General features: G+C 71.0%; 19 protein-coding genes. 6 read left to right on the top strand and 13 right to left on the bottom strand.

Features of this window, described 5'->3' with window-relative positions; all coding sequences use genetic code 11:
- Positions 1-35: 35 nt before the first annotated feature.
- Together H5965_RS09960 and H5965_RS09965 are read right to left on the bottom strand one after the other, a co-directional pair.
- Complete coding sequence (locus H5965_RS09960; RefSeq protein WP_310969230.1) at positions 36-458, bottom strand: organic hydroperoxide resistance protein; 423 nt, start codon at positions 456-458, stop codon at positions 36-38.
- Between the two features lie 134 nt (positions 459-592).
- Positions 593-1,141: an NADPH-dependent FMN reductase gene (locus H5965_RS09965; protein ID WP_396136889.1), complete on the bottom strand. Its 549-nt coding sequence runs from the start codon at positions 1,139-1,141 to the stop codon at positions 593-595.
- A gap of 151 nt (positions 1,142-1,292) precedes the next feature.
- On the opposite strand from H5965_RS09965, the gene H5965_RS09970 reads away from it, so the two are divergent.
- On the top strand, positions 1,293-2,399 hold the full coding sequence (locus H5965_RS09970; RefSeq protein WP_310969233.1) for an alpha/beta hydrolase: 1,107 nt from the start codon (positions 1,293-1,295) through the stop codon (positions 2,397-2,399).
- A 736-nt stretch (positions 2,400-3,135) separates the two neighbouring features.
- Here H5965_RS09970 and H5965_RS09975 read toward each other — a convergent pair.
- From H5965_RS09975 to H5965_RS09990, 4 genes are all read right to left on the bottom strand, one after another.
- Entirely contained in the window at positions 3,136-3,666 is a 531-nt protein-coding gene (locus tag H5965_RS09975; protein ID WP_310969235.1) for a hypothetical protein, read from the bottom strand.
- Positions 3,663-3,863 (bottom strand): hypothetical protein, encoded by a 201-nt coding sequence (locus H5965_RS09980; protein WP_310969237.1) that lies wholly within the window; start codon positions 3,861-3,863, stop codon positions 3,663-3,665. The genes H5965_RS09975 and H5965_RS09980 overlap by 4 nt, the downstream gene beginning before the upstream one ends.
- A gap of 191 nt (positions 3,864-4,054) precedes the next feature.
- Entirely contained in the window at positions 4,055-4,654 is a 600-nt protein-coding gene (locus H5965_RS09985; RefSeq protein ID WP_310969239.1) for a TetR family transcriptional regulator, read from the bottom strand.
- Positions 4,635-6,161 (bottom strand): DHA2 family efflux MFS transporter permease subunit, encoded by a 1,527-nt coding sequence (locus H5965_RS09990; protein WP_310969241.1) that lies wholly within the window; start codon positions 6,159-6,161, stop codon positions 4,635-4,637. Before H5965_RS09990 ends, H5965_RS09985 begins: the two co-directional genes overlap by 20 nt.
- Positions 6,162-6,345: 184 nt before the next feature.
- Here H5965_RS09990 and H5965_RS09995 point away from each other — a divergent pair, with 184 nt between their 5' ends.
- Positions 6,346-7,485 carry an MFS transporter gene (locus tag H5965_RS09995; protein ID WP_310969681.1) on the top strand — a complete coding sequence of 380 codons (1,140 nt, stop codon included), beginning with the start codon at positions 6,346-6,348 and terminating at the stop codon, positions 7,483-7,485.
- Positions 7,486-7,499: 14 nt separating this feature from the next.
- Here the strand turns inward: H5965_RS09995 and H5965_RS10000 are convergent, their stop codons facing one another.
- From H5965_RS10000 to H5965_RS10015, 4 genes are all read right to left on the bottom strand, one after another.
- On the bottom strand, positions 7,500-7,880 hold the full coding sequence (locus tag H5965_RS10000) for a hypothetical protein (RefSeq protein WP_310969243.1): 381 nt from the start codon (positions 7,878-7,880) through the stop codon (positions 7,500-7,502).
- A gap of 15 nt (positions 7,881-7,895) precedes the next feature.
- Positions 7,896-9,074, bottom strand: coding sequence for an RtcB family protein (locus H5965_RS10005; RefSeq protein WP_310969245.1), 1,179 nt, complete (start codon positions 9,072-9,074; stop codon positions 7,896-7,898).
- Between the two features lie 89 nt (positions 9,075-9,163).
- Positions 9,164-10,204: an aspartate-semialdehyde dehydrogenase gene (locus tag H5965_RS10010; protein WP_310969247.1), complete on the bottom strand. Its 1,041-nt coding sequence runs from the start codon at positions 10,202-10,204 to the stop codon at positions 9,164-9,166.
- Positions 10,204-11,469 carry an aspartate kinase gene (locus tag H5965_RS10015; RefSeq protein ID WP_310969248.1) on the bottom strand — a complete coding sequence of 422 codons (1,266 nt, stop codon included), beginning with the start codon at positions 11,467-11,469 and terminating at the stop codon, positions 10,204-10,206. Before H5965_RS10015 ends, H5965_RS10010 begins: the two co-directional genes overlap by 1 nt.
- Positions 11,470-11,697: 228 nt before the next feature.
- On the opposite strand from H5965_RS10015, the gene H5965_RS10020 reads away from it, so the two are divergent.
- Positions 11,698-12,288, top strand: coding sequence for a nitroreductase family protein (locus H5965_RS10020; RefSeq protein WP_310969249.1), 591 nt, complete (start codon positions 11,698-11,700; stop codon positions 12,286-12,288).
- Here the strand turns inward: H5965_RS10020 and H5965_RS10025 are convergent.
- A complete protein-coding gene (locus H5965_RS10025; RefSeq protein ID WP_310969250.1) occupies positions 12,283-12,651 on the bottom strand; it encodes a hypothetical protein in 369 nt (122 codons plus the stop codon). The two genes, H5965_RS10020 and H5965_RS10025, sit on opposite strands and share 6 nt — an antisense overlap.
- Before the next feature lie 228 nt (positions 12,652-12,879).
- On the opposite strand from H5965_RS10025, the gene leuA reads away from it, so the two are divergent.
- Positions 12,880-14,640 (top strand): 2-isopropylmalate synthase, encoded by a 1,761-nt coding sequence (gene leuA / locus H5965_RS10030; RefSeq protein ID WP_310969252.1) that lies wholly within the window; start codon positions 12,880-12,882, stop codon positions 14,638-14,640.
- Positions 14,637-15,614 (top strand): WYL domain-containing protein, encoded by a 978-nt coding sequence (locus H5965_RS10035; protein ID WP_310969254.1) that lies wholly within the window; start codon positions 14,637-14,639, stop codon positions 15,612-15,614. The genes leuA and H5965_RS10035 overlap by 4 nt, the downstream gene beginning before the upstream one ends.
- On the opposite strand, the gene H5965_RS10040 is transcribed toward H5965_RS10035, so the two are convergent.
- A complete protein-coding gene (locus tag H5965_RS10040) occupies positions 15,605-16,507 on the bottom strand; it encodes an SDR family oxidoreductase (protein ID WP_310969255.1) in 903 nt (300 codons plus the stop codon). The two genes, H5965_RS10035 and H5965_RS10040, sit on opposite strands and share 10 nt — an antisense overlap.
- A 130-nt stretch (positions 16,508-16,637) precedes the next feature.
- On the opposite strand from H5965_RS10040, the gene H5965_RS10045 reads away from it, so the two are divergent.
- Positions 16,638-17,189: a DedA family protein gene (locus H5965_RS10045; protein ID WP_310969257.1), complete on the top strand. Its 552-nt coding sequence runs from the start codon at positions 16,638-16,640 to the stop codon at positions 17,187-17,189.
- On the opposite strand, the gene H5965_RS10050 is transcribed toward H5965_RS10045, so the two are convergent.
- Positions 17,176-17,778, bottom strand: a complete 603-nt coding sequence (locus H5965_RS10050; protein ID WP_310969259.1) for a peroxiredoxin-like family protein — start codon at positions 17,776-17,778, stop codon at positions 17,176-17,178. The genes H5965_RS10045 and H5965_RS10050 overlap by 14 nt on opposite strands.
- Between the last annotated feature and the right edge of the window lie 40 nt (positions 17,779-17,818).

The following is a 17,818-nucleotide window of genomic DNA, read 5'->3' on the forward strand; positions in this document are numbered from 1 at the left end:
TTATCCCTTCCTCGGACTCGTGCGGGCTTGAGTGGTCAGACGGTGGCGGAGAGCGCGACCTCGATGTTGCCGCGGGTCGCGTTCGAGTACGGGCACACCTGGTGCGCCTGCTCGACCAGCTGGTCGGCCTGGGCCTGGTCGAGACCCGGCAGCGAGACGTTCAGTGCGACGCCGAGGCCGAACCCGACCTCCTGCTTGAGCACGCTGACCTCCGCGGTCACGGTCGAGCCGGTCAGCGGGACCTTGGCCTGGCGCGCGACCAGCTGCAGGGCGCTGTGGAAGCAAGCCGAGTAGCCGGCGGCGAAGAGCTGCTCGGGGTTGGTCTTGTCCCCGCCGGGGCCGCCCATCTCCTTCGGGATGGCCAGCGACTCGTCGATGACGCCGTCCGACGACGTCACTTCGCCGTTGCGGCCGTCGCCGCGCGCCGTTGCCACCGCGGTGTAGATCGCCTGACCCATGCTCAGCCTGCCTTCTGTCGCGGACGCTCCTCAGCGAGCGTCTCACTGGGCACAACATCCCGCATCCGCGGAACGGTGCCCCCACATGGCAGGCATCACGTCGTCTTATTACCCGGCGGCCACCGGGCGAAACGTCATGCGGTACGCGTCACGGCGAACTCGGCGACCTGCCGCCCGATCAGGCGAAGGGTGCGGACGCTCTTCTCGTCCGACGCGCCGCCGGCCTCGTCGAACTTGGTCTCGGCCGAGTTGATCGAGCCGCCCAGCGGGGTGGCCCAGCCGCGCAGGGCGTGCGTGATCGTGCGGAGCTGCTCGAGCGTGGTCACCGCGGCCTGCCAGCCGTAGGCGACGGCGGCGAGGCCGACCGCGCGGCCGTCCAGGTAGGGGCGGCGGTCCTCGCGCAGGTCCTCGACGTAGTCCAGGGCGTTCTTGACCAGGCCGGACAGCGCGCCGTGGTAGCCCGGCGAGACGACGATGAGGCCGTCCGCCTCCCGAATGGCCTCGACCAGCCGGGTGGCGCGCTCGTCGCGTTCGGGGACGCCGGCGTCGTAGAACGGCAGCACCAGTTCCGGGCCGGTGAGCAGCCTGGTCCGGACGCCCGCCTCCGCCGCGCCGTCGAGCGCGATCTGCAGCGCACGTTCGGACTGCGAGCCCTCACGCAGAGAGCCGCCGATCCCGAGCACGTTGATCGTCCTGGCTGAAGTCACGTTTTCCAGGCTAACCCCTCCAGTTAACTGGAGGACCAGACTCTGGGACCGAGGTGCTGGTCACAACTGGACCGGCTACCTACTGGCAAGTAACGTCACCTCCAGCCCCGACGCTGATGGAGGAACCATGGCGATCCCGCTCCCGGTCCGCGCCCAGGCGGCCGCGTCCCAGCTCGCGTTCTGGCTGCCCGCGCCGGTGCGGCGGGCGGTCGCGGGCCGGCCCGTCCGCATCGACGGCCAGGAGCTCGCGCTCGACGCCCGGCTCCTCCTCCGGCTCCAGAAGATCGCCAGGGCCGAGCTGGTGCGCGGGTCGGTCGAGCAGTCGCGGGCCCTGCTCGACGCGGGGCGGCACCTGGTCAGCGGCAAGCCGATCGAGCCGGTCTCGGTGCGTGAGATTGCCGTGCCGACGCCAGATACGAATCGATCAGCGGAGCGCAGCTCCTCCGTTGAGGGTGGCGGTGGGGGCATGGGCGGACTGCCGGCGACGTTGTACACGCCGGTCGGACTGCCCGAGAAGTCACCGCTGCTGGTGTTCTTCCACGGCGGCGGCTGGGTGATCGGCACCCGCTCGAGCCACGACAACGCCGTCCGCTTCCTGGCCAAGCACGCCGGGGTCAGGGTGCTGTCGATCGAGTACCGCCTGGCCCCGGAGTTCCCGTTCCCGGCGGCGACGGAGGACGCGCTGGCGGCGTTCGAGTACGCGGTGGCGAAGGCGAGCGACCTGGGCGCGGACCCGGCCCGCGTCGCGGTGGGCGGCGACAGCGCGGGCGGCAACCTCGCGGCGGTGACGGCCCAGCAGGCGGTGCGCCGCGGCGGCCCGGTCCCGGCGTTCCAGCTGCTGATCTACCCGGCGACGGACTTCGCGCAGCGGTACCGCTCGCAGGACTTGTTCGCCGAGGACCTGTTCCTGACCGACGTGCACATGAAGTGGTTCGAGGGGCACTACGTGCCGTCGGGCACGGATTTGACGGACCCGCGGTTGTCGCCGCTGCGCGCGGAGGATTTGAGCGGCCTGCCGCCGGCTCTGGTGGTGACGGCGGGGTTCGATCCGCTGCGCGACGAGGGTGAGGCGTACGCGGAGAAGCTGCGCGAGGCCGGGGTCGAGGTGGCGTTGCGGCGGCACGAGGACCTGATCCACGGGTTCATCAACTTCACCGGGGTGGGCACGCGGTTCCGGGAGGCGCTCGCGGAGACGGCCGGCGCGCTGCGGCAGGGACTGTCCAAAATGCACTGACCCGGGGACGCCGGCGGCGAGGGGGCTTTGCGCGGGCGGGATTTCGCGCAGGCGGGCTGGGCGCGGCGGGCAACCACAGCGAGCGAGCCGCAGGCGCCGGGGCGCAGCGAGCGGCGGGCGAACGTCGCGAATGACTCATTGGGGACATCGCACGCCCCGAATGAGTCATTCGCGGCACCGGCGGCGGGGGTTCCGCGCAGGCGGCAGGCAGGCCGGGCGCGGCGGGCAACCGCACCGAGCTCAGCGGCGGGCGGGCGGGCGTCGCGAATGAGTCATTGGGGACACCGCACGCCCCAAATGAGTCATTCGCAGCACCGGCGGCGAGGGTTCCGCGCGGGCGGCGAGCGGGCGGGGCGCGGCGGGCAACCACAGCGAGCTCAGCGGCGGGCGGGCGAACGTCGCGAATGACTCATTGGCGACACCGCACGCCCCAAATGAGTCATTCGCGGCACCGGCGGCAAGGGCTTTGCGCGAGCGGCGAGCGGGCGGGGCGCGGCGGGCAACCGCACCGAGCTCAGCGGCGGGCGGGCGAACGTCGCGAATGAGTCATTGGGGACATCGCACGCCCCGAATGAGTCATTCGCGGCACCGGCGGCGAGGGTTCCGCGCGAGCGGCGAGCGGGCGGGGCGCGGCGGGCAACCACAGCGAGCGAGCCGCGGCGGTGGAAACGACCCGGAGCCCGGCGCGGAGGAATGTCCGCGGCCGGGCTCCGGGCCCCCCTGTTTCCTGCGGTGGCTACGAACCCGGTACCGGCAGCGGTGGCAACGGCAGCGGCGGCACCGGCAGACCTCCGAGCAGTCCGCCCAAGATCCCGGTGACGGCCGCCAGCAGGGCCTTGACCAGGTCGCTGACGATCTTCAGCGGCCCGGGCAGGTCCGGCAGCGAGGGGATCGGCAGCGGCAACGGCGGGAGCTGGCGCGCCTTCGCCGTCGGGTCGGCCAGGAGCCTGGTGGACTCGTCGGCGCGGCCCTTGGCGAGGCCCGCGAGCTGCCCCGTCTCAGTCTGGACCGTGTAGCGCTTGCCGGCCGCGATGTCCGCGAGGACCGGGCTCAGCCGGCCCAGGTCCGCCCGCGTGGCGCCGACGTCGCCCGCGTAGGCCACCTTGGTGAGGTCGTCACGCATCTGGAGCACCTGCGCGGCGAGGGCCTGGGTGCTGGAGGAACCCTTGCCCCCTTCCGGGCTCGCCGACGCGATCCCCGCCGTCGCGACCGCCAGCAGACTGCCGGCGGCTACCAGGGCGATGGATCGCCCGAACTTGGCTTTCATTCCTTACCTCCTGGCGTCGAGACCTGACGGGGTAAATCGATACCCCCCGTGTCGGAGATAAGCCACCCGATCACCGGTTCGGAAGGTTTAACACCCTTACGTGCCGGATCTGAATGGTGCGAACTGGCCCGCATTGGATTAACCGCGAAATCTTGCTTTTCCCCCTGAAGATCATCATGACCGATTCCGATGATCACCGCTGGTAGCGTCCGCCCACTATGTAACGGCCCGGTAACCCACCCGAGTGTAAACAGTGATCATTTAGCTTCATCACTCCGTCGGACCGCGTGTCTCGACTGCTCCAGACGGGGCGTCCCCCACGCTCGCATCGCCACCCACACGGTTTCCCTCCGAGGTGGACGCGGAAATGCGAAATCAATTCCGGAATTCAGAGCGGCAGGCTGGCGTCCAGGTGGGCGACGGCCCGATCGATGACCACGAGGGTGTCGGCCTCCGGGTCCGCCGCGGCGCCGAGGAACGCGGCCAGCACCACGCCGACCACCGCGCCGGCCCAGTTGCGGACCTCGAAGTCGTCCACGGCCCGGCCGGTGCGCCGCGCGGCCAGCCCGGCCAGCAGGTCGATGCCCTCGGCGAACTTGTCCATCACCGCGCTGCGCAGCTCCGGCTCGCGGAACACGAGCCGCTGCCGCTGGCGTTCCCGCTCCCACTCCCCGGCCGGCAGCTGCTCGCGGATGAAGCTCATCGTCGCCCGCAGCGCGCCGATCGGGCTCAGCTCCGGCGCCTGCGCGACCGCGGCCTCGATGAGCACCGGGTCGAACGGGTCGTAGAGCACGGTCGCCTCCTTCGTCGGGAAGTACCGGAAGAAGGTGCTGGGCGAGATCTCCGCCGCGGCCGCGATCTGGTCCACCGTCGTGGCGCTGTACCCCTGCTCCTCGAACAGCCGCAACGCGTGCCGTTGGATCGCGGCACGCGTCTTGGCCTTCTTCCGCTCGCGCAGTCCTACGGGCTCAGCCGGCGACGACGTCATGCTCCGATTCTCGCGGCTGCACTCCGGTCGCCGCCCGCCCGGGCAGGAACACCAGCGCGAGCAGCGCCCCGGCGAGCGTCAGGCCGGCACACACCCACAGCGTCGCGGCCATCCCGTCGGCGAACGCGGCGCGGGCGGACGCGGCCAGGCCGGGCTGGTGCAGCTGCTCCGCCACGGCGACCGCGCCCGAGGCACTGCCGCGCACCGCGTCGGCGACCGGCGCCGGCAGGCCCGTGACGTCGACGCCGTCGCGGTAACCGCCGTTGAGCACCGTGCCCAGCACCGCGACCCCGATGGTGCCGCCGACCTGACGCAACGCCTGGATCAGCGCCGAACCGGCGCCCGAGCGGCCTTCGGTGAGCGCGCCCATCGCCATCGTCATCAGCGGCGGCAGCGTGGCGCCGGTGCCCAGCCCGATGACGACCTCCCAGCCCGCGGTGGCGCCGTAGCCACCCGACGGCGTCGTCGTCGAACCCCAGGCCAGCCCACCCGCGAGCAGCGCGAACCCGCCCGCGACGACCGCGCGCACGCCCAGGACGGCGACCAGCCGCTCGGCGATCTTCGCCGCCACCAGCATCCCGCCGATCAGCGGCAGCAGCCGGACGCCGGTCTGCAGCGCGTCGGCCCCCTGCACCGCCTGGAACAGCTGCGGCAGCACGAACAACAGGCCCATCAGCGCGAAGGACGCCACGGTGGCCAGCATCGCACCCCAGACGAACCGCGGCTCGCGGAACAACGCGAGGTCGGTGAGCGGCGCGGCCACCCGCGTCTGCACCCGGCAGAACACCGCCAGCAGCGCGGCGCCCAGCGCGATCAGACCGTACGTCACCGGGTTCGCCCAGCCGTGCTCGCCGGCGTGGACGAAGCCGTAGGTGAGCGCGACCAGCCCGGCCGTCGAGAGCGCGATGCCGGTGAAGTCGATCCGGCCGCCGCCGTCGCCCGGCGTGAGCGGCACGAGGAACAGCACCGCGGCGACGCCGACCGCGGTCAGCGGGACGTTGATGAGGAACACCGAGCCCCACGCGAAGTGGTCGAGCAGCCAGCCGCCGAGCAACGGCCCGAGCGGGATGCCGGCGAACATCGCCAGCACCCACGTCGTCAGCGCCTTCGCCCGCTCCTCCGGCGCGAACAGGATGTTCAGCAGCGAGAGCGAGAGCGGGATGAGGAAGGCGGCACCGACGCCGAGCCCGACGCGGGCGGCGATCAGCTCGCCCGGCGAACCCGCGTAAGCGCACCACAGCGAGGCCAGCCCGAACACCGCGAGCGCGCCGAGCAGCAGTTTCTTCGGCCCGAACCGGTCGCCGAGCAGGCCGGCCGGCAGCAGCAACGCGGCCAGCGCCAGCGTGTAGGCGTTGCCGAACCACTGCAGCTGCGTGGTCGTGGCGCCGAGGTCGACGGCCAGCGTGGGCACGGCCACGTTGAGCACGGTCAGGTCGAGTCCGATGGTCAGCAGGCTCACCGCGAGCGCGCCGAGCGCCCACCACCTGCGGGGATGTACGTGAGTCATAGTGACCCCCAATTGACAGTTGCTACCAAGTGAGAGTAGCTCTCATAATTTTCCGGCGCCAGGGGGCGCGGCGGCGGAAATATGTTGCACGCGCGTACCACCTTGGGTTCTCATCGAGGACGTGCCTCTGCAGCCCTACCGCCGGGTGCTCTCCGTCCCCCGCGTCCCCTCGACGATGGCCCTGATGTTCCTGGCGCGCCTCCCGATGACCATGAACGGCGTGCTGATGACGCTGTACATCGTCACCGGGCTCGGCCGCGGCTACGGCGCCGCCGGGCTGGTCGGCGGCTGCGTCACCCTGGGGATGGCCCTCGGCGCGCCGCTGCTCGGCCGCTGCTTCGACCGGTACGGGCTGCGTCCGGTCGTCGCGGTGTGCGGGATCGGCACCACGGTGTTCTGGGTCGCCGCGCCGCACCTGCCGTTCGAGGCGCTCGCCGTGGTCGCGGTCGCGGCCGGGATGCTTTCGGTGCCCGCCGGCTCACTGGCCCGGCAGGTGCTGGCCACGCTCGTACCGCTCGAGGAGCGCCGCGCGGCCTACTCGCTGGACACGATCTCGATCGAAGCGACGTTCATGATCGGCCCGGCGGCCGGCATCGCGGCCATCACGGCGTTCTCCCCGACCTGGACGCTGACCGCGCTCGGCCTCCTGTTCGGCGGCACGGCGTTCCTGATCTGGCTGGTCAACCCGCCGATCCGCGAGGGCGCCGGCCAGGCGGAGGAGCTCGGCCCGCGGCCGCCGCTCCGGAGCTGGCTCACCGGCCGGCTGGTGGGGACGCTCCTGATCGCGGGCGGCGCGCTGTTCGTGCTGGTCGGCACCGAATTGGCGACGCTGGCGGCCCTGCGCGCGAACGGCGAACTCGGCGTCACCGGGCTGGTCATCGCGGTGATGTGCGTGGCATCGATCGCCGGCGGCATCGTGCACGGCGTCGTGAAGCGGTCGCTCTCGCAGGGCGTGCTGATGCTCCTGCTCGCGCTGCTGGTGGTGCCGGTCGGCCTGGCGGACCACCCGTGGTGGCTGCTGATGCTGGCGCTGATCCCGACGAACCTGCTGTGCGCGCCGACGCTGGCGGCCACGACCGAGACGGTCTCCCGCCTCGCCCCGGCCCAGGTCCGCGGCGAGGCGATGGGCCTGCAGGACGCGTTCACCCGGCTCGGCCTGGCGGTGGGCGGCCCGGTGGTCGGCTTCGCGATCGACCACTCGAGCGCGGAGTGGGGCTTCGTGGCGGCGGGCGTCGGCGGCCTGGTGATCGCCTCGGGCGGCCTGCTGCGCCGCCGCGTCCCGGCCCCGGCCGCGGAACCGGAACTGGCCGAAAGCCGCCGCTAGCGAGCCTGCCGCGGTCAGCTGCAGGCGGCGCGGAGGGCGTCGAGCTTCTTGACGTTGCGTTGCACCCAGTTGGCCACGACGCCGGCGTCCTCGATGCGTTCCTTCTGCACCTCGACGTAGGACCCGGCCATGCCGAGCAGCGCGTTCTTGACGTTCTGGTCCTGAACGTCCGCAGCGAGCTCGCGCAGCCGCCTCTCCTTGTCCGCGGCCCGCGCCTTGAGCTTGTCCGGGTCGACCAGCGGGTTCAGGTCCGCGAGGCCGAGTGCCTCGGTGCAGACGCCCACCTTGCCGACGGTCTTCGACCCCTGGTCGACCGCGTTGCCGACCTCGGCGCACCCGCTCAACAGCAGTGCGCTCGCGGCCAGCAACGCGGCCGTCGTTCCACCCCTCGTCATGGCGCCAAGGTACCGTCAGCCCTTGACGCAGACCACCTGCTTGAGGTGCGCCACGACCTCGACCAGGTCCGTCTGCGCGCGGATCACCGTTTCGATGTCCTTGTACGCCGCCGGGATCTCGTCGACCACGCCGGAGTCCTTGCGGCACTCGACGCCGGCCGTCTGCGCCGCCAGGTCGTCCGCGGTGAACAGCTTCTTGGCCTTGTTGCGCGACATCCGCCGCCCGGCGCCGTGCGAAGCCGACTGGAACGACGAGTCGTTGCCCAGCCCGCGGACGATGTACGAACCGGTCCCCATGCTGCCCGGGATGATCCCGAGGTCACCCGATCCGGCGCGGATCGCGCCCTTCCGGGTGACGAGCAGCTCGACGCCGTCGTAGGTTTCCTCGGCGACGTAGTTGTGGTGGCACGAAATCGCGTCGTCGAAGGTCACCTGCGGGAGCTCGTCGCGCACCGCCTGCTTCACCAGCGCGACCATCGTGGCGCGGTTGCGCGCCGCGTAGTCCTGCGCCCAGAACAGGTCACGCCGGTAGGCCTGCATCTCCGGCGTGCCGGCGACGAAGACCGCGAGGTCGGGGTCGGGCAGGTCGGCGTTGTGCGGGAGCTTCCGCGCGACGGCCATGTGCCGCTCGGCCAGCTCTTTGCCGATGTTGCGCGAACCCGAGTGCAGCATCAGCCAGACGCGGCCGTCGTCGTCGAGGCAGACCTCGATGAAGTGGTTGCCACCGCCGAGGCTGCCGATCTGCCGCGCGGCCCGGTCGTGCAGGTCCTGGACGCCGGTGTGCAGCTCGCCGAACTGCTTCCAGAACGCGTCCCAGCCACCGACGCCGTGCACCTTCGCCGGGTTCACCGGCGTCTTGTGCAGCCCGAACCCGACCGGCACGGCGGACTCGATGCGCCGGCGCAGCTTCCCGAGGTCGTCGGGCAGGTCGGCGGCGGTGAGCGACGTCCGGACGGCGCTCATCCCGCACCCGATGTCGACGCCGACGGCGGCGGGCGAGACGGCGTCGCGCATGGCGATGACGCTGCCGACGGTGGCGCCCTTGCCGTAGTGGACATCGGGCATCACGGCGACGCCGTGCACCCACGGCAGGTTCGCGACGTTGTGCAGCTGCCGCATGGCCTGGTCTTCGACCGACGCGGGGTCCGCCCACATCCGGATCGGGACGCGGGACCCAACGACCGCGGTGTACATGGTTCCTCCCCTTGAAAAGCGTTTCGCGGCGCTCAGGATCCCCCGAGCGCCGCGAAACGGCCAAGCGATTATTCAGCTGTCCACTGTGGTCAGATCTGCTGGGCCACCAGCTCCGCGATCTGCACGGCGTTGAGCGCCGCACCCTTGCGCAGGTTGTCGTTCGAGATGAACAGCGCCAGCCCGCGGCCGCCCTCGACGCCCTGGTCCACCCGGATGCGGCCGACGTAGCTCGGGTCGTTGCCCGCCGCCTGCAGGGGGGTCGGGATCTCCGACAGCTCGACCCCGGCCGCGTGCGTCAGCAGCTCCGTCGCGCGCTCGACCGACAGCGGCCGCTCGAATTCCGCGTTCACCGAGATCGAGTGCCCCGAGAACACCGGCACGCGCACGCAGGTGCACGAGACACCGAGGCCCGGGATGCTCAGGATCTTGCGGCTCTCGTTGCGGAACTTCTTCTCCTCGTCTGTTTCCAGCTCGCCATCGTCCACAATGGACCCGGCCATCGGGAGGACGTTGAATGCGATCGGGCGGACGTACTTCTCCGGCTGCGGGAACTCGATCGCCGCGCCGTCGTGGGTCAGCAGCGAAGCGTGCTCGGCCGCCGCCTTCACCTGCCCGGCGAGCTCGTCGACGCCGGCCAGCCCGCTGCCGGACACCGCCTGGTACGTCGACGCGACCAGCCGGACCAGCCCGGCCTCGTCGTGCAGCGGCTTCAGCACCGGCATCGCGGCCATCGTGGTGCAGTTGGGGTTCGCGATGATCCCCTTCCGCGCCTCCTTGATGGCTTGCGGGTTGACCTCGCTGACGACCAGCGGTACGTCCGGGTCCATCCGGAACGCCGAGGAGTTGTCGATCACCGTGACACCCGCCGCGGCGAACCGCGGGGCCTGCGCCTTCGACGTCGAGCCGCCCGCCGAGAACAGCGCGATGTCCAAACCGGACGGATCGGCCGCCTCGGCGTCCTCGACCGTGATTTCGGTGTCGCGCCAGGGAAGCTTCGAACCCGCCGAGCGCGCCGAAGCGAAGTAGCGCAGCTCGGCGATCGGGAACTCCCGCTCCGCCAGCAGCTTGCGCATCACCGCGCCGACCTGGCCGGTCGCGCCGACCACCCCGACCCGCAGCCCGTCCGCCATCAGCGACCACTCCCCGCGTAGACGACGGCTTCTTCGTCGCCGCCGAGTTCGAACGCCTCGTGGATCGCGCGCACGGCGTCGTCGAGCTGCGCGTCCCGGATCAGCACCGAGATGCGGATCTCCGAGGTGTTGATGATTTCGATGTTGACGCCGGCCTCGGCCAGCGCCTCGCAGAACGTCGCCGTGACACCCGGGTGCGAGCGCATCCCGGCGCCGACCAGCGACACCTTGCCGACGTGGTCGTCGTAGAGGACCGACTCGAAGCCGATCTCCTCCTTGACCTTCTCGAGTTCCTTGACGGCCTTGGCGCCGTTGGCCTTCGACAGCGTGAAGGTGATGTCGGTGCGGCCGGAGACGGTGCTGGACACGTTCTGCAGCACCATGTCGATGTCGATCTCGGCGTCGGCGATCACGCGGAAGATCCGGGCCGCGGCACCGGTGGTGTCCGGCACCCCGGTGACCGTGATCTTGGCTTCGGAGCGGTCGTGCGCCACACCGGTGATCAGGGCTTGTTCCACGGGGATCTCCTCGATAGAACCGGTCACCGTCGTGCCCGGCTTGTCGCTGTAGGAAGAACGGACTCGGATGGGGACGCCGTAGCGGCGGGCGTACTCGACCGACCGCAGGTGCAGGATCTTGGACCCGCTCGCGGCGAGCTCGAGCATTTCTTCGTAGGTGACGGTGTCGAGCTTCTTCGCGTCCGGTACCACCCGCGGGTCGGCGGTGTACACACCGTCCACATCGGAGTAGATCTCGCAGACGTCGGCGTTGAGAGCGGCGGCCAGCGCGACGGCGGTGGTGTCCGAGCCGCCGCGGCCCAGTGTGGTGATGTCCTTGGTGTCCTGCGCGACGCCCTGGAAGCCGGCGACCAGCGCGATGTAGCCCTGGTCCAGGGCTTCGGTGACGCGGCTCGGGGTGACGTCGATGATGCGCGCGTTGCCGTGCACCGACGTCGTGACGACGCCGGCCTGCGAACCGGTGAACGACCACGCCTCGGCACCCTGGGCCGCGATCGCCATCGCGACCAGCGAGTTCGAGATGCGCTCACCGGCGGTGAGCAGCATGTCCATCTCCCGCTCCGGCGGCGCCGGGTTCACCTGCTGCGCCAGGTCGAACAGCTCGTCGGTGGTGTCACCCATCGCCGAGCAGACGACGACGACGTCGTTGCCCGCCTTCTTCGTCGCGACGATCCGCTCCGCCACGCGCTTGATCCGGTCGGCACTTTCCAGCGACGATCCGCCGTACTTCTGGACCACGAGGGCCACGCCCGAACCTCCTCGCGGGCCGGGCGGCTCCCTGGTGGGCACCGGAGAGCCCCCGCGTCCCATGATTTGACCAGGAGCCTACCGGGGCTCGGGCGGCCCGCCACCCTCTTGACGTGGGGCGCACCCGTCCGGCGGCGGTCCGGGAAGTAAATCTTCCGCAACACCAACGAAATGTGCGGAGCCCTTCCGCCCGAGTGACGCACAGCACTCGTGGGTAGTGTCTTCGGCGTGCGGAAACCAGCTGTGACGAGCGTCCCGATCGCAACCCTGATGGCGGAACGGTGGAGCCCGCGGGCCTACGACTCCTCCGCGTCGGTCACCGACGAGCAGGTGCGGGCGCTGCTGGAGGCGGCCCGCTGGGCGCCGTCGTTCGGCAACACCCAGCCGGCCCGCTACCTGGTGGGCGTCCGCGGCGCCCCCTCGTTCGACGCGATCTTGGGGACGTTGAACTCGGGCAACCAGGCGTGGGCCCACCGGGCCGGCCTGCTGCTGATCGGCGTGATGGTGACGACGAACGAGAAGGGCGCGGTGCCGTACGCCGAGTACGGGCTGGGGCTGGCGTCGGAGAACCTGGTGCTGCAGGCGGTGGAGCTGGGGTTGATCGCGCACCAGATGGCGGGCTTCTCGCCGGACGCGGTGCGGTCTTCGTTCGGCCTGCCGGAGGACGCGGTGCCGAAGGTGGCGATCGCGGTGGGGTCGCCGGCGGCACCGGACGTCCTGGAGGAGGACTGGCGGATCGAGCGCGAGAAGGCGGACCGCGTGCGGCTGCCGCTGGAGGAGTTCGCGTTCACCGGCCAGTGGGGCGAGCCGGCGCTATGACGCACCGCCCACGCGGCGGATGACCTTGGCCAGGATCCCCGACACGACCATCCAGAAGATCGCCGCGATGCCGTAGTTCACCAGTACGCGCAGCTTCTCGTCACTCGGCGTGAACAGGTCGCTGAAGCCCAGCGCGAGGCTGTCCGCCCAGGACTTCACGAACGACACGATGCCGTTGTCCGGGTTGGCCGAGCCGACCGTGAAGATCACGTGGATCACCAGGAACGCGGCGAAGACCAGCCCGACCCAGCGGACGATCGACGCCACCAGCGAGGCGACCTTGCCCCGGGTCTGGCGCCAGTCGACGGCCGCGCGGCGGGAGACGCGGGTCTCCTCCGACGACGACTCTGCGTGCTCACCCATGCCCGCAGTTTCGCACGGCACCCGGCCGATTGCTACCCACAAGTAACCGTGTGGGTAACAGTTCCACCACGGCCCGGCTTCCCTCCGCGCACGTTCGCTGGTTATGGTGGGGCCGTGGCGCGTGCTCTCCTGCTTCGCTGCCGCGACGGGGCCTGACCGGACCGGCTCCCCGTCGCGGGGCTTCGTGGTGCCGGTCGCACCCGTCGAGCTGGAGACACCCCAAATCCCATGAGCAAGATCCGCAAACCTTCTCGTCCCGCGCCCGCCGGCCAGCCCGCCTGGAACACCCAGCGCGGCACGTCCATGCCGGTGCACCGCTACCGCCCCTGGTACGACCTGGTCGAGAACATCGACCTGCCCGACCGCACCTGGCCCGAAAAGCGCATCGACCGCGCGCCGCTGTGGTGCGCGGTCGACCTGCGTGACGGCAACCAGGCCCTGATCGACCCGATGTCGCCCGCGCGGAAGCGCAAGTTCTTCGACCTGCTGGTCCGCATGGGCTACAAGGAGATCGAGGTCGGCTTCCCGGCCGCGTCCCAGACGGACTTCGACTTCGTCCGCGAAATCATCGAAGACCACGCCATCCCGGACGACGTCAGCATCCAGGTGCTGACCCAGTGCCGCCACGAGCTGATCGAGCGGACCTTCCAGGCCCTCGAAGGCGCGCCGCGCGCGATCGTCCACATCTACAACTCGACGTCGATCCTGCAGCGCCGCGTGGTCTTCCGCGAAGAGCGCGAAGGCATCAAGAAGATCGCCACGCAGGCCGCCGAACTGGTCGTCGAGCTGGCCGCGAAGCAGCCGGACACCGACTTCCGGTTCCAGTACTCGCCGGAGTCCTACACCGGCACCGAGCTGTCCTACGCGCTCGAGGTCTGCAACGCCGTCACCGAGATCTGGCAGCCGACGCCGGAGAAGCCGGTGATCCTGAACCTGCCGGCCACCGTCGAGATGGCCACCCCGAACGTCTACGCCGACTCGATCGAGTGGATGAGCCGGAACCTGGCCCGCCGCGACTCGGTGATCCTGTCGCTGCACCCGCACAACGACCGCGGCACCGGCATCGCCGCCGCCGAGCTGGGCTACCAGGCCGGCGCGGACCGGATCGAAGGCTGCCTCTTCGGCAACGGCGAGCGCACCGGCAACGTCGACCTGGTCGCGCTGGGCATGAACCTCTACAGCCAGGGCATCGACCCGCAGATCGACTTCTCCGACATGGACGAGATCAAGCGGACGGTCGAGTACTGCAACCAGCTGCCGGTGCCCGAGCGCTCGCCGTGGGGCGGCGACCTGGTGTTCACCGCGTTCTCCGGCAGCCACCAGGACGCGATCAACAAGGGCCTCGACGCGCTGAAGGACGCCGCGGACAAGGCGGGCGTACCGGTCGACGAGCACCCGTGGGAGGTCCCGTACCTGCCGATCGACCCGAAGGACGTCGGCCGCACGTACGAGGCCGTGATCCGGGTGAACTCGCAGTCCGGCAAGGGCGGCGTCGCTTACATCATGAAGGCCGAGCACCAGCTCGACCTGCCGCGCCGGCTGCAGATCGAGTTCTCGAAGGTCATCCAGCGCTACACCGACTCCGAAGGCGGCGAGGTCGACCCGACCACGATGTACAACGCCTTCTCGGCCGAGTACCTGGAGCTGAAGACGCCGCTGGAGCTGGTCCGCCAGCACGTCCGCGACAACGGCGACGGTGAGTACGACATCACCGCGACGGTCCGCGTGGAAGGTGACGAGCACGAGGTCACCGGCCGCGGCAACGGCCCGATCGCGGCGTTCTTCGACGCGCTGTCGACGGTCGGGTACGACCTGCGCCTGCTGGACTACAGCGAGCACACGCTCTCTCCGGGCGACGACGCGCGTGCGGCGTCGTACATCGAGTGCGCGATCTCCGACCGCGTGTTCTGGGGCATCGGCATCGACCCGTCGATCGTCACGGCGTCGCTGCGCGCGGTCGTCTCGGCGGTGAACCGCGCCAACCGGTGAAAGCCGAGCGGCTGGTCGCGCTGCTGTTCACGCTGCAACGGCGACGCAGCGCGACCGCCGCCGAGCTCGCTTCGGAGCTGGGCGTTTCAGAGCGGACGATGCACCGCGACCTGGCGGCGCTGCGCGAAGCGGGCGTTCCGCTGTGGACGGAGCAAGGGCGGCACGGCGGCTTCCGCCTGGTCGACGGCTGGCGCTCCGGGCTCGACGGCCTCACCGCGCGCGAGGCCGTCGCGCTCTTCGCGCTGGGGGTGCCTTCCGCGCTCGCGGGCCTCGGCCTGGACACGGCGAGCAGCGCGGCGCGGGCGAAGGTGTCCGCGGGCATGCCGGCCGAGCTACAGGAACACGCGGCGTTGGTGGCGGGGCGGTTCCACCTGGACGCGCCGGGCTGGTTCGGTGCCGCCGACGAGCCGCCCGCCCTGGCCTCGGTCGTCGAGGCGGTCTGGGCGCAGCGCCGGCTCTCGATCACCTACCGGCGTAGCGACAAGGTGGCCGCCCGGGAGCTCGAGCCGCTGGGGCTCGTGCTGAAGGCGGGCGTTTGGTACCTGGTCGCACGGGTGGTCCCGGACGACGCGCTGCGGACGTACCGGGTCTCCCGGATCCTTCGCGCGGCCGCGGAGGGAACCACGTTCGACCGGCCACCGGACTTCGACCTGGCGGCCTGGTGGCGGGCGTCGTCGGCCACGTTCGAGCAGGTCGCACGGCCGTTGCGGGTGCGCGCCCGGCTGAACCGGACGGCGGTGCGCGAGCTGCGCCGCGTGTTCGGCGGCGAGCACCTCGCGGACACGGTGGTTTCCCTGGGCACGCCGGACGCCGACGGCTGGGCCGACGCCGAGCTCGCCCTGGAGGGGGCCGAGATCGGCGTCGGCCAGCTGGTCGCGCTCAGCCCGGGTGTCGAGGTCCTCGAGCCGGCGGAGGTGCGGGCGGCCCTGGCGGCGATCGGTGCGGAACTGGCCACCCGCAACGGTCAGCGATAGCCGGTGGTGTCCGCGGGCTTTCCGGCGTCCGCCACCTCCGTCATGTACCGCCACGCGTCCGGGCGGCTGCCGTCGATGTCGTCGACGCCGTACTCCTTCGCCAGCTGGCCGCTGTTCACCGTCTGGCCGCTCCACCGGTCCCGCGCCGGGTCCGCCGCCAGGGCCGCCACCGTTCGGCCGCAGAACGTCGGTGTCTCCGAGATCGCGAAGTGCGGCACCCGCGAGCAGGCGTCGCGCCAGTTCTCCTCCGTCACCCCGTAGTGCTCCAGCATCGCCTCCGACCGCAGGTAGCCCGGCGTGAAGCCGACCGCGGTCGCCCCGAAGGACGCCAGCTCGGCCGCCTCGCCGATTGCCAGCAGGTGCGCCGACGCCTTCGCCAGGTAGAACGGCAGCGACGTCCCCTCGCGGTACTTCGCGTTGTACTCCGCCGTCCCGTCGGTCAGCTCGACGACCAGCCCGCCCGGGCGGCCGATCAGCAGCGGGAGCAGGAAGTGGCTGGTGATCAGGTGCGCGTCGATGCCGAGGCGGATCATGCGCAGGCCCGCCGTCAGGTCGTGCTCCCACACCGGCTTGCCCCAGCCGAGGTGCTGGTCGCCGCCCCAGAGGCCGTCGACCAGGATGTCGAGGCGCTCGATCCGCTTGGCCAGCGCCTCGACCTCGTCCGGAACCAGGTGGTCGACGCGGATCGCTTCCGCCTCGCCACCCGCCCGCTCGACCAGCTCGGCCGTCTCCTCGATCGTCTCCGGGCGGTCCACTTCGGACCGTCCGGCGCGGGTCGTCCGGCCGGTCACGTACACGAAGGCGCCCGCGCGGCCGAGTTCGACGGCGATCGCCCGGCTCGCACCGCGCGTCCCGCCCGCCACCAGGGCGACTTTTCCGGAAAGTGTGTTCATGCGCCCAGCCTCACGGCGAACCATGACAACTTCTGGCATGGTTTCCCCGAGTCTGTGGAAGAGCTGTCGGGTTGCTGTGAGTCCCCGTTGATCGGGAGTGCCCGGGGGCGGGCCGGCGGTTAATGGAGGTGTGGACGGATCGACGGCGGGACTGCTGGTGCTGTTCGTCGTCGCGCTCGTGCCGCTGCTGCCCACCGAGGTGACCATCCTCGGCATGGGCATCTCGGCGGCGCAGGGCGGGACGTCGCTGGCGCTGGTGATCGCCGTGGCGAGTGCCGGGTGCCTGGCGTCCGACCAGGCGCTCTACGCCCTCGGCCGGTTCGGTGGCCGGGCGGCGCTGGACCGGCTGAGCAGGCGGAAGAAGATCGCCGCCGGCCTCGGCCGGCTCGACGGGCGGCTGCAGCGCCATCCCCGGCCGGTGCTGGTGGTCGCCCGCTGGCTGCCGTCGGGCGGGACGCTGGGCGCCCTCCTCGCCGGATCACTCCGGTGGCCGCCGGCGGAGTTCTTCGCCGCATCGGCCATCGGCGTCACACTCTGGACGTCTTACGTGGCCTTCCTCGGCTACGCCGGCGGCCGGATCGTCACCGAACCCGGGATCAGCCTGCTGCTCTCCCTGGCCGTGGCCCTGATCCTGGGTTCGGTGATCACCTACGGCGTGAAACGGTCGGCTAGAGCGCTTTGAGGATGTCCGCCGGTTCGGTCCGCGTGACGAAGTCCGGGTGGACGTCGATGTACCGGATCACCCGGTCGCGGCCGACCACGACGACCGCGGGGTGGACCAGCTCCCAGCTGCCGTTGACCTGCTCGAGGTCCGTCCCCAGCGTCTTCATCGCTTCGCGGACGACATCGGAAACCGGGTAGCTCAGCCCGAGCCCGCGCGCGACGGTGCTCCCGACGTCGGAAAGCACCGGGAACCCCAACCCGGGCACCGGGCCGTCCGGCCTCTGCGGGCTGATCGCCGCCAGGGCCGCACCACGCTTCTCCAGCTCGGGCAGCAGTTCCTCCTGGTAGGTGCGCAGCGTCAGGTTGCAGTACGGGCACCACTGGCCGCGGTAGAACACGAGCACCGCCGGCCCCTCGGCCACGAGCCCCGCCAAGCCGATCGGCGCGCCGTCGGCTCCCGGCAGGGTGAAGTCCTCGATCTTGGCGCCCACCTCGGCGAAGTCCGTCGCCACACGGCGGCGGTCCGCATCGAGGACCTCGGCGAGCTCCGGCGGCAGGGCACTCCGGAGCTGGTCGTTGAGCCCGGTCAGGGCCTGGTCGAGCGTCATGGATCCCCCTAATTAGTTGTACTGATCGGTACAGTGAGCC

The sequence above is a fragment of the Amycolatopsis sp. 505 genome (assembly GCF_031625235.1).
Classification (GTDB): Bacteria; Actinomycetota; Actinomycetes; order Mycobacteriales; family Pseudonocardiaceae; genus Amycolatopsis.